The sequence below is a fragment of the Candidatus Pseudomonas adelgestsugas genome, from assembly GCF_004124255.1.
GTDB classification, from domain to species: domain Bacteria; phylum Pseudomonadota; class Gammaproteobacteria; order Pseudomonadales; family Pseudomonadaceae; genus Aquipseudomonas; species Aquipseudomonas adelgestsugas.
In genome coordinates this window covers 1,050,813-1,067,670 of sequence record NZ_CP026512.1, presented here as the reverse complement: position 1 = coordinate 1,067,670, position 16,858 = coordinate 1,050,813, and the positions used below count along the sequence as shown (strand labels likewise).

Here is a 16,858-nt window from a genome sequence, read left to right as displayed (position 1 = left end):
GTTATAGCTACGTTTGGAGGCAGCGCCTAGCAAAATCTTAGTTTGTGCTGAGTTTACCAGTGGTTTTGATTAGCAATATTGATTGCTGCTGTAGCTATAATCCTAGCGTAATTAATTGTGGCGCTATCATAGCTACACACATTGATTAAGGTATAGTTTTTTATTACTTGACGGTTAGTCTTGCATATGTATTGTGACATGACGCATGCATTAGCTGAGTTTAGCGGTAGCATTTATATTAAAAAATACCGCACTGGATATTTCAAAGCCTATAGGTTTGTATTTAAAGACACATCAAGTCTTTCTGCTACTATTTTTGTTTGAAGCTAGGTAGTGTTGAGTGTGTGCAAGATGTATAGACGTTCATGGTAGCGTTGCGCAATATTAAGTAGAAGCCATGGAATTATTTGCGAGATTATGCTTATATGGCACGCATTAGTAAGCCAAACTATAGGTCTATATTGCGACGGAAACGAAAAAGATATGGTGTGTTTATCCGCTAGTTATCACTTAGATAGCTTCGCCTACTGCGTTTTATATATTGGTTAAGTCTAAATATGAAGCGTTAATTGCCAACTATCGTTATTGAGCCTTAGTGATCGCCTATAGCAAACCGTTTTCTAGTCTTGGTTTTCCGTTAACTCGTAACGCTTCTCGTTAGTCAATTCGCATACAATAATACACCAGTGGTATATTAATACTTAGTTGTTGCTTTAGCAGTTTTTAGTATGCATCATGCAATATGATGGCATAGAAAGTCTTCAGATGTATAGCTATTGTTGAGTCATTGGCTTCCTCATTTATTTATCAGACTCCAGCTTAAGTCTGCTGGTTACCTGCAGCATTGTCAATAGTGTGGCACTATACCTCAGTAGTGCGTATGCAATAAAATTTAGATTTAATGAAATCTTTAAGATTTAGAGCGCAAGCATATAAAAACATGCATATGTGTATTAAGTATTTTATATATTGCACTGTCGTTTAAATGCCTTTAGTGTTTGAAAATGGTTATTTTATAAGCCTATGAAGGCAGGTTTCTATTTATTGTGGTAGTTGGCCTTCTGTAGTAAAAATAATATATAATTGGCAGCCTGCGTTAATGCAGGAGCAATAAGTAATAAAATAATTATTTTATGTAGTTGGATAATAAACAGTACACGGAGTGTGTCGTGCATAACGCTATGTGTAAAAACTATTTCCAGCTTCATGGTTAATATTTGCTAAATGATGTCGACGCTTTCTTCCAGCGATATCTTCTGCAACAAAATAACCTTGTAAATCTTTTGCTGCTACTAGAGCTTCACATTAGTCTACTGCAGCGTATGCATGGTTGTGCTAACAAGCAAATTCAGTATATACGGTATGTAGCAATATATTAGCGTAATTATAAATCCTGGTCTGATATAATCAGCGCATTATGGCTGATGGAGATAAATATTGTTTAGTCTTTGAGGAAAGTTTTAAGTTGTAAAGTCATACGGTGTAACATTCACCATGGTACAGAGTCGCTTGCATTGCAAGCAAACTTCCTGATTGCCCAGCAAGTTTGATGTAATTTAACTCATTATTGTAATTTTGATGGTTAATAACGTAGCTATTTTGCATAGACCGTATTAGCATCTTCAGTGAAAGTATAAGACATATTTTCGGGGCGCTAGCAATTATAGGCAATACTTATGTATTTCGCAAAAAATATCGCAATAGTAAAGCATTGAGTAGCCGTCTTTTTGATCTAAATCGTGTTTTTATGAATTTTATATCGTTGTATATCAAGAGGTAGCGTTGATATACAAATTCAATTATCGATTGATTCAAATATTTGGTTATACGCGTATTGAAAAAGTAATCATTATGCGATCTATCAAGATTTTTTGTTTACAGGCCTAAAATTTCAAAATAATTATTTTATTACCTATGGTTGTTGTTTAATGGCTCAGTTCTTGTCTTTAAGATTGAAAGCGCTCACAGGTAATGTAGTGTTGGTAGCTTTTTTAAATGTATTGTTGTATAAACCGCCATCTTGCATTAAAAAATGCGATACTGTGAAATTACTTTCATAGTAATTGTTATACCTATTCTAGGGTGCACTACCGAGTTCATTGCTATTTATTTTAAAAAATAAATGCTTAAGTTGAGTATTACTTATATTGTAACCTTGAACAAGAAATACGCGATCTGGCACGAGGTTAGTAACTAGTACTAACTAGCCTGAATACCGTATAAAGTTATTAGTTTAAGAGTAGTTTGCTACTGTACTCCCAGTACTTGCTGTATTTGTTTGCACGATGATGCTGTCAGTCTCGACACAAAGTATCGGATGCAGCACAAATTCAATCAGGTGGTTTCGTGCACTGGTTTATGGCTAAGTGCTAGTAGACATTCTCCAAGGTGTGCTATGTAACTTAACCTTCTATTTGTGAATATTTTTAGTGCATGGCTCTGGGTAGTGCTAATGGTGTTTCTATCATTATTTTAGCTATTAGTACTTACTATTGCATAGTGCAGGCAGTGGTCTACTTCCTGCTTAGTGAGTTGATCTAGTATGGCGCACTGTTGGAGTTGTTCGGTATATTTGTGATCTAGTTAGTTAATAATGTGCCAAGTTAGATAACTGATGGATAAGGATATAAAACATGCTCAGTTATCTAGTTATCATTTCGATTTTTAGTAGCCTGCAGGTATGCAGGCTTAAATAGATTTGTGATCAAATAACTATTGACAGTACTGTTTATGCTCATCAGCGTACTACTTAGCGAAAGCAATCTGAATAGTTGGCTTGTGGATAGCCATGATCTACTTTATAAGCGTAGAATTAAAAGTTAAGGTTCGATGCGGTTGTTTTGTCGGTAGCGTACAGTGATGCGAGTAAGCTGTGAATTGGGGTAGTTACTATTGCATAACTGCGCACCAGTAGGCCATCAAATCAGGTTATGGAACATGGATAGAAATAACATTATTAACAGCGAATACAATTTGAGTAGTAAACAAAGAGATCTTTAGCTTGCCATAAAAATGAAAGTAACTTGCACTGGTTAATCTCATGTATGAATAAATTACTATTACTGGGCAGTTAACATCAATAAATGGCGTAAATTCACTACTTGATTAAATCTGTGCGCTAGGTTTTCCGTTAGCAGCGCAAAGAATTTTGCACTGCAGTTTCTATTAAATTGCTTATATTTGTTTGGTGTGCCTAGTAAGTTTGCTAGACGTACCAAGGTTAGCGGTGATGGTTATGTATACGCGGGTAGTTAGTCGTCTCTAGTCTCTAATTGTTATTTAGTGAACTGCTAGACATTAAAACTATTTTTTGACACAAAACAGCCTGTGGCCTCAATGAAGCAAGTCAATATCTCAAAGTAATGATGTGAAATTGCTGCATAGACATTGTTTGAATGGCGACTTTAGCATAGTAACTAAAAAAATAGTCAGAAGCAAGGTTACGCGTGTGGGCGTGATCTGTTTCTCTTATCCAGATATTGTCTTATCTGCTGAGGTTTATAGTCACTTATTCAAGATGGAGCATGCTCGTATATGTTATTTTGAATAAAAATACCATTATACATATACCGATGATGGTAATACATTAGTAGACCTAAGATATTAGGGTATATATCTGTTACGGTTAGGCATGCATTGGTTGCTATTATTCTGCGACTACAAAACTAATAATGGTCGCGCCAACGAAAGAATTCAATAAAGTCTGACTACTTTAGTTAGTAACGTATCTAGAAGTGTAGCCTATCATAGTAAATTCGCTTATTAGTAAGATACTTTGTTGCAATTTATACGCATCATAATTACTACATAGTTAGTCCATGGTGCTTGTGGTATGCAATTAATGAATAGATTCAATAATCTATGCGTGGATACTTAATTAAAATAGAAGAATTTCTTAAAAATAGCACAATTATAATAAATAAAAAGGTTATGTGCGGTTTGTACAGATTTGCTGACTCAAAGTAGTTTTTTATGTATATGTATCACAACAACAACAGCTATCTTAAAAGACTTACAGCACTGACTAGAATTAATTTCTAGCTACTATTAAAATAGTATGCAAGCGCTGATAAATTCTGTCTTTGCTATGCCTAGCTGAGGTAGACTAGTTTACCTTTAAATCTGATGCTGCTCACACTTTGTGTGATATAATAGTTACCCTTGTTAAAACACTATTGATCGTGCGTTAGCGTTGCTACAGACAATATGTGCTCACTTAATTAGCAGTGGTTGGGATTTATGGCTTTGGAATAACTGATCATGTTATATGGTGTTTACCTGATGCAGAAGTAAGCAGGTATGTAGCCTCCTAGAGTGTATGTTTTAAAAAAACATTTTCTATTGTGTTCAGTCAATTTTAATTAGTGAACTACCTGTTCAGCATTTGCTGCTAGTTAGTGGCTCGCTCAACCGTATGCAGCCAACACAAAACATCACCGCTCGATTATGGGTTGGTAGCCAGCCCCTATCTCGACATTAGTTTTAGTGCTGTGTTCCATTATATGCTAGTTGCCATGAAAGCAATAATCAATAAGATGTAACACTTATCTACTGAGCAGTACAGAGCTGTGCGATAGCTTTATCGAGCTGCCCGGCAGTAACTTTTGCAGCATTTCTACGGATAATGGTTTGCTGCAGATATACCAGAAACTGTCTGTGACTATTAAATTAAAAATAATGTATTTATGGATGGTTATGGCGACAGCTTAGAACTTTGTTCAGCAATGTAGACAAACATCTTGTTTTAAAGTGTGTGGCTCTGAGCTTAGCTATGAGCCTATAGTACGCGATCTAGTAGATGCGGCTGGTTGATATAGCAGCAATAGACCAATCTAGGCCATATACAAGCTGTAGCATATTACCTCAAATATGACTTCATCATACTTCACTTGCATACACAGCGTCAAGTCGCCTTCTTCTAGTGCCAAACTGGCTTTGCGCAGTGCTTTCATTTAGGTTTGCTCACTACTAACTGGTGAGTACTGTATGCCAAGTAAGGCTTCCAGCCTTAGAAAAGCGCCATGCATGCTTAACTGCATTAACAGATCTGGTCATTGTTATCACGATAATTAGCTTAGAATGATTTTTGTGAAGATAGGTTAAATGTTACAATAACCTCTTAGCTGAGGATGGTGTCTACTTTAATGCATTGCGAGTTGCGGTGACTAAAGATGCATGCGATGTTTTCATCAAAAAATATTAGCTTTTAATGTAGGCTGAAAAACCATTATACTGGTGAACTCTGTTCAGCTCTTATATTTAATTGCAATGTTATTTAAATTCAAGCAAAATTACTTGCATCACTAAGAATATTCAGCAAAAGTTTCTTTTGCTCTCGATTAGATCTGATTCTGTAATAGTCTAGACTACTTCTAGATAATTGTTGCTACCTAATGCAACGTAACCATCATAAACCAGTGTAACCACAATGCAAATAAAGATCATTTTGTGTCTGGATAAATGGTAAGCATATAAGCATTTCGCCTGTCTGCCATGGTAGCAGAGCACGACCATGTTATCTATTCCTTGTTTCATTATAGTGGTTAGTAGTGTATCGGTGTTTAGTTGTATCATTAAAAAATCTTGGCCGTTGGGGGGGTGGTAAAGTGTAGCGTAATCATTCGCTATTAATAATAAATTTATGCTGCATCCTGTGCCACATTCAGTGTGTAACTTAATAAGCAAGTAAAAATTATATTTTGGTACTTACAGACTTAAAATTAACGGGTTTTTCGTCAGAAAAATACTGGATGCATCATCAGTGCACAACCATAAACTTGCGCACTGATGATCTAATATGTTGCAGCGTCACAAGTAGCTATTTTCTACATTCATTAAGCTAAATAGTAGACCTATTATGTATCTAGAGCTTGATCTGCCAGTCTTATCAATATCTATCGGTGTACAAACTTATGGAAGTTGTATGCGACCGTATTTTTTATATAGCCTCCCTGGCTGCCACCATAATTTGTTTATGATGCTTTTTAATAAAATGTACGAGCAGAGCTAACGTTTCCGCAAGAGAATAACGCGCGATGTTTTATCAATAACAAGCCAAAGTGGAGTGCTACAGATGGCGTTCTTCACCGCAGCCAGCAAGTTCGACTTCCAGTATCAACTGCAAGCGTCGCTGGCTCAGCATGTTAGTGAACCGGTACTGCCACAATTGGCGCTGTTCGCTGAACAATTCTTCGGTATTATTTCTCTGGACGAACTAACCCAGCGACGCCTTTCCGATCTTGTCGGTTGCACCCTATCTGCCTGGCGCCTGTTTGAACGCTTTAATCACATGCAACCGCAAGTGCGTGTTTACAACCCAGATTATGAGCGTCATGGGTGGCAGTCGACACACACTGCTGTTGAAGTGCTGCATTGTGATTTACCTTTCTTGGTAGACTCAGTCCGTACTGAGCTGAACCGCCGTAGCTATAGTATCCATACCCTGCAAACCACTGTATTTAACGTGCGGCGAGGAAAAAAAGGTGAGTTACTAGAAATTTTGCCAAAAAGCACCGATGGTAAAGATATCCAGCAAGAATCGCTAATATATCTGGAGATTGACCGTTGCGCTAATATTGCTGAATTGAATTTACTGAGCAAAGAGCTTGAGCAGGTGCTAGGAGAGGTGCGCGTAGTTGTAGCCGATTTTGAACCTATGAAAGTTAAGGTTCAGGAACTGCTATCAAATATAGATGCCAGTCAATTCAGTATCGACGTTGAAGAAAAATCTGAGATAAAGAATTTCTTGGCATGGCTGGTAGATAACCATTTCACTTTTCTTGGTTATGAAGAGTTTATAGTACGTGACGATAAAGATAGTGGCTATATTAAATATGACGTTCATTCCTTCCTCGGTCTAACTAAGCTGCTTCGTCCCGGCCTCGCTGCTGAAGACCTTCAAATTGAAGGCTATGCCGTAGCCTATCTAAGCGAGCCGACTGTGCTGTCGTTTGCCAAGGCTGCATACCCAAGTCGTGTTCACCGTCCAGCTTACCCTGATTATGTGTCGATCCGCCACATCGATGCTTATGGCAAAGTAATTAAGGAGTGTCGCTTCATAGGTCTGTACACCTCTTCGGTGTATGGTGAAAGTGTGCGTATGATTCCTTATATCCGCCGCAAAGTTGCGGAAATTGAACGCTTGTCTGGCTTTCAGGCTAAAGCTCACTTAGGCAAAGAGCTTGCCCAAGTGGTTGAAGTGTTGCCGCGTGATGATTTGTTCCAGACTCCGGTGGGCGAACTGTTCAATACGGTTATGTCTATTGTACAAATCCAGGAGCGCAACAAAATTCGCGTATTTCTGCGCAAAGATCCGTACGGTCGTTTCTGTTATTGTTTAGTCTATGTGCCGCGTGACATCTATTCTACTGAAGTGCGTCAGAAAATCCAACAAGTATTAATGGATCGCCTGAAAGCTTTAGACTGTGAGTTCTGGACCTTTTTTTCCGAATCTGTGCTGGCCCGCGTACAGTTAATTTTACGGGTAGACCCGAAAAATCATTTATATATCGACCAAGTTCAAATCGAACGAGAAGTAGTGCAAGCTTGTCGCAGCTGGCAAGATGACTACGCAAGCCTAGTAGTTGAAAGTTTTGGTGAGGCTCTTGGCACAAAAGTACTGGCTGATTTCCCAAAAGGTTTTCCGGCAGGTTACCGCGAGCGTTTTGCTGCGTATTCAGCAGTAGTAGACATGCATCACCTTAACAGCCTAACTGAAGCTAATCCATTAGTCATGAGCTTCTATCAGCCGCTAGGTCAGGTTTCCGGTCAACGTGAGCTGCATTGTAAGCTCTATCATGCGGATACCCCATTAGCGTTGTCTGATGTGTTGCCGATCCTAGAAAATCTTGGCTTGCGCGTGTTAGGTGAATTTCCGTACCGCTTACGCCACACCAATAGTCGCGAGTTCTGGATTCATGATTTTGCGTTTATCGCTGCCGAAGGCGTGAATCTAGATATCCAGCAGCTTAACGACACCCTGCAAGATGCATTTGTACATATTGTTCACGGCGACACTGAAAACGATGCATTTAACCGTTTGGTACTTACCGCTGGTTTACCTTGGCGTGATGTAGCATTGCTACGAGCCTATGCTCGCTACCTAAAGCAGATCCGTTTAGGTTTTGACCTTGGTTATATCGCCAGCACTCTAAACAACCATATCGAAATCGCTCGTGAGTTGACTAGGTTGTTCAAGATGCGTTTCTATCTGGCGCGTAAGCTCACTGCTAATGACCTAGAAAATAAGCAGCAACGACTAGAGCAAGCGATTTTAGCTGCATTAGATGATGTTCAGGTGCTAAATGAAGACCGCATATTACGTCGCTACTTGGACTTGATTAAAGCAACTCTGCGTACCAACTTCTATCAGGCTGACGCTAATGGCCAAAATAAGTCATATTTCAGCTTCAAGTTTGACCCGCGTGTAATTCATGAATTACCAAAACCTGTACCGAAGTTTGAGATTTTTGTATACTCGCCGTGTGTTGAGGGTGTGCACTTACGATTTGGTAACGTAGCGCGTGGTGGTCTGCGCTGGTCTGACCGCGAAGAGGATTTTCGTACTGAAGTGCTCGGTCTAGTAAAAGCTCAACAAGTTAAAAATTCTGTAATTGTACCGGTTGGCGCTAAAGGCGGCTTTTTGTCGCGCCGTCTGCCATTAGGTGGCACCCGTGACGAGATTGCAGCTGAGGGCATTGCTTGCTACCGCCTCTTTATTTCTGGTCTATTAGATATCACCGACAACCTCAAAGACGGCATTTTAGTGCCACCGGTTAATGTAGTTCGCCATGATGATGATGACCCATACTTGGTAGTGGCAGCGGATAAGGGCACCGCGACCTTTTCTGACATCGCCAATAGCATCGCTATTGATTATGGTTTTTGGCTTGGCGATGCGTTTGCTTCCGGTGGTTCGGCCGGTTATGACCACAAGAAGATGGGCATCACCGCTAAGGGTACGTGGGTTGGCGTGCAGCGTCACTTCCGTGAGCGTAGTATTAATGTCCAAAAAGACAGCATAACTGTGGTAGGCATAGGTGATATGGCTGGTGATGTTTTTGGTAACGGCCTGCTTATGTCTGATAAGCTGCAATTAGTTGCGGCTTTTAATCACCTGCATATCTTTATTGACCCTAACCCGAACCCAGCAAGTAGCTTCGTTGAACGTCAGCGTATGTTTGAGCTGCCGCGTTCAGCATGGACTGACTATAACACTAGTATTATATCCGAAGGTGGTGGTATCTTTTCACGCAGCGCAAAGAGCATTGCTATTTCGCCGCAAATGAAAGAACGCTTTGATATTCTAGATGATAAGCTAACCCCAACTGAATTGCTAAATGCTTTGCTCAGGGCACCGGTAGACTTGTTATGGAATGGCGGTATCGGTACTTATGTCAAAGCTAGCACCGAGAGTCATGCTGATGTAGGCGACAAAGCTAACGATGCTTTGCGCGTCAATGGTAATGAGTTGCGCTGTAAAGTAGTAGGCGAGGGCGGTAACTTAGGCATGACCCAATTAGGTCGCGTTGAATTTGGTCTAAATGGAGGTAGCTCTAATACCGACTTTATTGATAATGCTGGCGGTGTGGACTGCTCAGATCATGAAGTAAACATCAAGATTTTGCTCAATGAAGTGGTACAAGCCGGTGACATGACTGACAAGCAGCGTAATAAACTGCTAGCGAGCATGACTGATGAAGTTGGTAACTTAGTATTAAGGAACAACTATAAACAGACCCAGGCTTTATCTCTGGCTACCCGTAAAGCTTATGAGCGCGCCGCAGAGTATAAGCGTTTGATAAGCGACCTAGAGGGTCGTGGTAAGCTAGACCGCGCTATCGAGTACCTACCAACCGATGAGCAGCTTACTGAGCGTGCTTCTATCGGTAAAGGTTTAACCCGTCCAGAGCTGTCGGTCCTGATATCTTACAGTAAGATAGACCTTAAGGAATCTTTACTCCAGTCGTTGGTACCTGATGACGACTATCTGACTCGTGATATGGAAACTGCATTCCCACCGAGCTTGGTTATTAATTTCGGTGAAGCCATGCGTTGTCATCGTCTGAAGCGCGAAATTGTCAGCACTCAGATCGCTAATGATTTAGTGAACCATATGGGTATTACTTTTGTTCAACGACTTAAAGAGTCTACTGGTATGAGCCAGGCGAATGTAGTCGGCGCTTATGTAATCGTACGTGATATTTTCCACCTCCCACACTGGTTTCGTCAGATCGAGGCTCTCGACTACCAAGCCAGTGCTGACTTGCAACTGGAATTAATGGATGAGCTTATGCATCTAGGCCGCCGCGCTACACGTTGGTTCCTGCGTAGCCGTCGCAATGAGCAGGATGCCGGGCGTGATACTGCGCACTTTGGTTCACACTTGGCGACATTAGGTCTGAAACTTGATGAGCTGTTAGAAGGTCCAACTCGCGAAAGCTGGCAGGCTCGTTACCGAGCTTATATCGAAGCTGGTATGCCAGAGTTATTGGCACGCATGGTTGCAGGTACTACTCATCTGTACACCTTGTTACCAATCATTGAGGCCGCTGATGTAACCGGGCATGACGTTGCCGATGTGGCCAAGGCCTACTTTGCCGTTGGCAGTGCCTTGGACTTACCTTGGTACTTGCAGCAGATCAGCGATCTGCCAGTGGTCAATAACTGGCAAGCTAAAGCCCGTGAAGCATTCTGCGATGACGTAGACTGGCAGCAACGGGCAATTACTATTTCGATACTGCAAATGATCAATGCGCCACAAGACATGGAGGCTTGTGTGGCTCTATGGCTTAAGCAACATCAAGACATGGCTGATCGATGGCGTGCAATGATGGTAGAAATTCGTGCTGCTGTTGGCACTGACTATGCTATGTATGCTGTTGCAAACCGTGAGTTGTTGGATTTAGCATTGAGTGGTCAGTCGGTGTTGCAGTCGGCCTGATTCATTAATAGGAGAAGAGATTATGTATCAGATAATACTAGTGGGTGCTTTTGTTTAAGTATGACGCATCAATCAATTCTTATACTTGGCCGATCGTTCCTATGTATATGGTTTATTCTGACAGACAATCTAAACAAGGCTAAAAAACTTTTTGATCTATAATTGTTTGTTATCCGCAAAAAATGTTATAGCTAAAAATGACTATTGTTTTAGTATAGATCAAAAAAACTTTTAAAGTTTAGTGAGTAGAGTGAGGACTATGCTAGTTTAGCAAATTAGTTTATCTCGCACTATAGTAAAGTCCATATTTAAACCCAAAAGTTATTGAATGTGTAATGGTGGATACGTCTTATATATTACTATATTTATGCTCAATAGCTAAATTTGTACTAACGTTTTTAACTAGATTAGTTCAAAAGTATAGCTATTTATGGCTAGTTGTGCTAACATGAAATACACTGCATAGACTATGCAGATTATAGTTTGATTAATAATGTAAGTTTCTTTATTACATGCTTGCGCATATGCATTGCAATGCCTAAAGAAAAAGAATAGCTATTATGTTCTGGTCAGCCAAGAGTTAGTCATCGCGGGCAAGCCAGCCTCTATGTTTTAATTTCGTGACTAGAAATTTTGATACACTAATATTACTATTTGTTAATATATAAAGCATATCCTTGTATCTATATATTAGCTTAATTGGCGTGCTAGATGTTGATGTATTTGCAGTGATCAAATCACCATGTTAGCAATTTAGTTGTAGATCATGTCAGCGCCAGGCTGATTCTCATGAACTAGTCAACAGCTAAAATTTATACTAGATCAACCATTACTCATCGTTTTGAGTATAGTTATCAAGAATCACTAACGCTGCACCTAAAATTTCATGAGCGCTATTTACAAGTAATCACCTACTTAAACAGAACAGTTAGTAAATTAGTTTATATTATAAATAGCCACGTACCTGTGGTGTTCGTGATAAACACGATAGCTTGACGAAGTAGATAAATTAATAAGCTGTCGAAGCTAAACAAATTACAGTGAAAATTACTAAGCTGTAGGTAGACAATGCCAATGTTATATTGTTATAGCTGAATAATTATTTGCGGTAGCGCTGCGTATAGGGTGACGCAATACCAATCATAATCCACAGCTCTCGTGCTGCTGCTTAAGCAGCAGTCACACGTATATGTGAGATATACATATTACGAGGTACAATAATAGCGCGACTTAAAATTTATAATAAATAAAAAATTATCAGACTTTGAGATTAATAAATCTCGATCTAATTAGTTGGTTAGTAATGTTAATGCTTGAGTGGTTAGTGAACGAGAATATTTACATGTAAATTTCTTAGAGGAACATAGTGTGATCACTATTTTATGCAGGCAAGAACAGTTTTAAGCAGCATATAGCGCGTTGGTGTGTGCCGTGTAGTTATACTGCATGAGTCTGTTTTTACGTTTGATGAATTATTAGGAATTATGTATTTTACGTAACTGAGTAAAAAATAGTCTATACTGATTAACAATGTGCGTAAAATCTACGAACTTGGTCGATAAGAGCGATTTGCTCGTGCGCCGGTTACGGTTTGTTGAATTTAAGAATAAGAGCATTGAGGAGTTGTAGATATAGTTAATTAAATAGGCAATCCACCGTGCGCCTCCAGTGCGCCTTTCAAAATTTCTTACAAAACTTAATTGGATGTTGATGATTCAGAAAATGATGCATGCAATAACATTAGCGATAGGTATAGCTAAATAATTACTCTGGTGAGTTGCGTTTACAGGTCTGCTAGTCGAAAAACTTCGTAGTTAATTCAAAGGTCATATAAATCTTGCATTTAAATAAGCACAACATACCGTGAGCTGATATGTTTATTTTATAATAGAGAAGCAATTACTGTTTAGCCTACGTGTATCTAACACTACCATTATCAGTATCTTGCTCATGATTTAGTTTGACCTGGTATTGCCTAATTTAAATTATTGCAAGTCAAGCTTACTATTGTAAGATTTTTGTAGATGATTGATTTGTGAGCCAAGCTCACGGGCACAGGTACCAAAGATAAGCTAATATCAGTGTTGATCGTGAGTAGTCATTTCATTCAAGAGATTAATGCTTGATTCGAGACTTCTTTACTAGATACCGCAAGGTTCTTACGATTACAGAAGTTAATTTATATGAGCCAAGATCTGATATAGTAGATTTTAGCACTACTTATATAGCTTGTTTAGTTAGATCCTTATAAATTTTGATCACCATGTGCAGCAGTTTTATATCTTATCCTTAACATTTAATCTATGTCAAGATTGCCCACCGTGCAGCATGCTTAAAATATTTGCTGCATTAACCTTATAGATTGACTATGGAGCTAATGCCATACAGACTGCAGTCTGTAAGTATATTTACTTCATAGTTACCTATGGTAATCTAATTTGATTATTTTTATTGTATTATTGTAAGCATTCAAGTTAGTGCATCTAAAAATTTATCTCAATTTAGATAATTAATTGCTTTTTTTGTTGCATCTCATGTTTGTTTAGTGGGTATGCTGTAAGGGCTAGTGATAATAGCAGTGCATGCTGTAACTAGCCGCCGTCTGGACTAGGATCATATAAGACTTATTGCTCTCGATAATGTGTGGGTATTCGTTAAGAATTTGAGAAGATTAATATAATAGATTTTTAAGACAGCATGTTTTTATAAATAGAAAAAATTCCTGCATGAGTATTATTAAATTTAATATCTCGCTCTTGCATTCTTTTCATATAATAATATGACATTATATATGTTATATTGTAATCTATGCCCACCTTGACATATAAATCCTCAATAATTATATGAGTATAGATTTTTTGATGGTAGATTTAAAAATTTAATTTTATCGCTAACTGTTAGGTTAGCGTCAACATAAACATAAGTATTCTACAGCTAGTCATTAGCTTATTAAGCAATACTACTAACAATGCCTAGTATGTTGAGCACATAACCACTGAATTTAATATACTTTAAACCGTATTATAACTGCTAAAACTGGTTGTTTATTTAGAGAGGTGAATCTACCATTGTTAATGTGCCTGGTAACAAAATAGGTTCATCAGCGTTATGCGTACAGTAATGAACTAGCTGCTAGTACTCGGCACGCGTTCGTGCTCGAAGATTTTTCCGGTTAGTCGTATAAATTAGCGTGTATGTTAATGCCTAAATGGTCGCTTGTTATATTAGTAGCCATAAGGAGAAACAATAAAAACTATTTCTTCTAGTAGGACTTTATAAAGTATCCATAATCATCGTCAGGTTGATTCATCACTACATCAGAGTCATGGTCTAATTAATTCTTCAGCTGACTTTTCCTGTCGACTGATGCATCTTATGGCTATCATGTGTAGTGTAGTGTTTCGTGCAGCCTCAATAAATTTATCCGACAAACTACTACCTTGCGTCATACAAGTAATAGTTATATCACCGATTATTATCGTGTATGTGGGCAGTATAGCTTTACAGTCTTTATCTTGTATCTGCGCAAAGATACTTTATGGTGCAACACCACGTGTAGTAACATATTTACATATGTTATGTATAAAGTCTGATATTAAGCAGCTCACGTTATAACTGGTAAAGTGATTTAATAAAAATAAAGCTACAAGATCAACCTACGAGTATACAGTACATCATTAACTGCCGCTATTTTTCTTGATAGTCAAGATTAAATTCAGCTAAGGTTTTATGTTTATTCTAGAAACTAGTGTATCTTTGCATATAAGCTACCGATAAATCTATCGTACATCGTGGTTGACGATGTAGCTACGACGTATGAGGTGTGTTGCTATGCAATACATAATCATAAAATAGATGCGCATTACTCATTAGTGATAATTTTGCGGTTGATTTTAGCTTATTTGCGAGCTAGTGCGTGCCATATATGGTAGAGCTCTAATTTTTTAGTATAGGCATATATTGGATAAATCCAGGAGCGCTGATCCTGATCCTGATTCTAAAATAAATTTGTGCAAGAATGTATTATCTATATCATACTTAGGCCAGCTGAAGCTATTGTTTACGTCAGTTCTGGTGTATCTGTACTGCTTAACTGTCCCATGGCTAAGTCTTTGCTTATTCAAGAGCATCTTAAGCAATCGCGGAATTGTTATAAGAGGCACTGTCTGTTACGTTCTTCTGGCTTGTCTAAGCCATGGAAATGCGGAGATCAAACCAGATGAATCATCAGGCTAATGGTGTTGAGGAACGCTATATAACAACATCTGTAACCCTTACAAGTTGGAGCCGCCAAGATACTACCTGGATGCTCGGCTTGTTCGGAACAGCTATTGGTGCAGGTACGTTATTTTTGCCAATTAATGCTGGTCTTGGAGGCTTCTGGCCATTAGTTATCCTGTCTTTGCTGGCGTTTCCGATGACGTTTTTTGCCCACCGCAGCCTGACCCGTTTCATATTGTCCAGCCATGATGGTTCTGATATTACTGGTGTGGTTGAAGAGCATTTCGGCCTCAAGGCTGGTATGTTGATAACTTTGTTGTACTTCTTCGCGATTTTTCCAATCTTATTAATCTATAGCGTAGCACTAACTAACACTGTAAGTAGCTTTATGGAACATCAGCTGCACATTATGCCGCCACCACGGGTGGTTATGGCATTTGCATTAATTCTTAGCCTGTTAGCCGTGGTGCTTTGTGGCGAGCAAGTGATCGTTAAAGTTATGAGCCTTATGGTTTATCCGTTTATCGTCGCTTTGTTGCTGCTAGGAGTGTACCTAATTCCGCACTGGACCGGTGGTATCTTTAGTACCATTAGTTATGTTCCGGAGCCATCAACCCTACTTAACACTTTTTGGCTAGCAATTCCGGTAATGGTATTTTCGTTTAACCATTCACCAATCATCTCCGCCTTTGCGGTTGACCAGAGGCGCCAGTATGCCGCCAATGCCGATAAACGTAGTTCACAGATTTTATATCGTGCGCATTTGTTAATGGTATCAATCGTGCTATTCTTTGTGTTTAGCTGTGCGCTAACTCTATCATCTGCGCAGCTAGCTGAAGCGAAAGCACAGAATCTATCAATCCTGTCGTACCTTGCTAACCAATTTGATAATCCAGCCATCGCCTTTGCTGCACCGTTGATTGCGTTTATGGCTATTGCTAAGTCGTTTCTAGGCCACTATATTGGCGCTAGCGAAGGCCTTAAGGGTCTCATAATTAAAACCGGCAGCAGCCAAGCTGCTAAGTCACTAGACCGTATCATCGCTGCTTTTATATTAATAACGTGTTGGTTTGTTGCGACACTAAACCCAAGTATTCTTGGGATGATCGAAACTCTCTGCGGTCCAATCATCGCGTCGATCCTGTTTCTAATGCCAATGTACGCGATTCGCAAAGTACCGGCCATGGCTAAGTATCGTGGGCAGGTGTCTAATGTGTTTGTTACGGTAGTAGGTTTAATGGCGATTACTTCATTGATCTACTCGTTTATTTCTATTATAATGAAGTAGCTTTACTTTTTTGAAAAAAGTAGCGAATCCATGGTGGTTAAACTGTCCATGTATTAGTTTCTTTAAAAGAACCAGCAAGCCTACTCCTACGACTGCTTATAAGCAAGTCATACGTCACTTTACTAACCTTTTGTATAGATTCGAAAGTTGCCACTAAAAAAGGCGAAGTATGTATCAAGATTGAGCGCAAGGAGCATTCTATTGTACTCGACAAACACTAATTTTCTTGCATGCTGGTAGCAAGATTAGTGTCAGTATATTATTATTTTAGTCTGTCTGATTGCTGTAAAAAGACAATAGATTGCCGCTGACAATGATCAGAAGCTTACTTTTCGTAAAGTGCGGCGCCTTATTTGAGTATCATAACATTTCATTAATATTTGGTATATATCTATAGATATGCACTG

Annotated in this window: 2 protein-coding genes; both read left to right on the top strand. The window is 39.0% G+C overall.

Going from position 1 to position 16,858, the window contains the following annotated elements; genetic code table 11:
- Nucleotides 1–6,073 precede the first annotated feature (6,073 nt).
- A complete protein-coding gene (locus tag C3B55_RS02795; RefSeq protein WP_129211273.1) occupies nt 6,074–10,942 on the top strand; it encodes an NAD-glutamate dehydrogenase in 4,869 nt (1,622 codons plus the stop codon).
- A gap of 4,219 nt (nt 10,943–15,161) precedes the next feature.
- Nucleotides 15,162–16,451 (top strand): aromatic amino acid transport family protein, encoded by a 1,290-nt coding sequence (locus C3B55_RS02790; RefSeq protein WP_129211272.1) that lies wholly within the window; start codon nt 15,162–15,164, stop codon nt 16,449–16,451.
- The last annotated feature ends 407 nt before the right edge of the window (nt 16,452–16,858 follow it).

Coding starts and splice junctions, on each gene's coding strand:
- C3B55_RS02790 (WP_129211272.1), top strand. CDS start 15,162: ATGAATCATCAGGCTAATGGTGTTGAGGAACGCTATATAACAACATCT.
- C3B55_RS02795 (WP_129211273.1), top strand. CDS start 6,074: ATGGCGTTCTTCACCGCAGCCAGCAAGTTCGACTTCCAGTATCAACTG.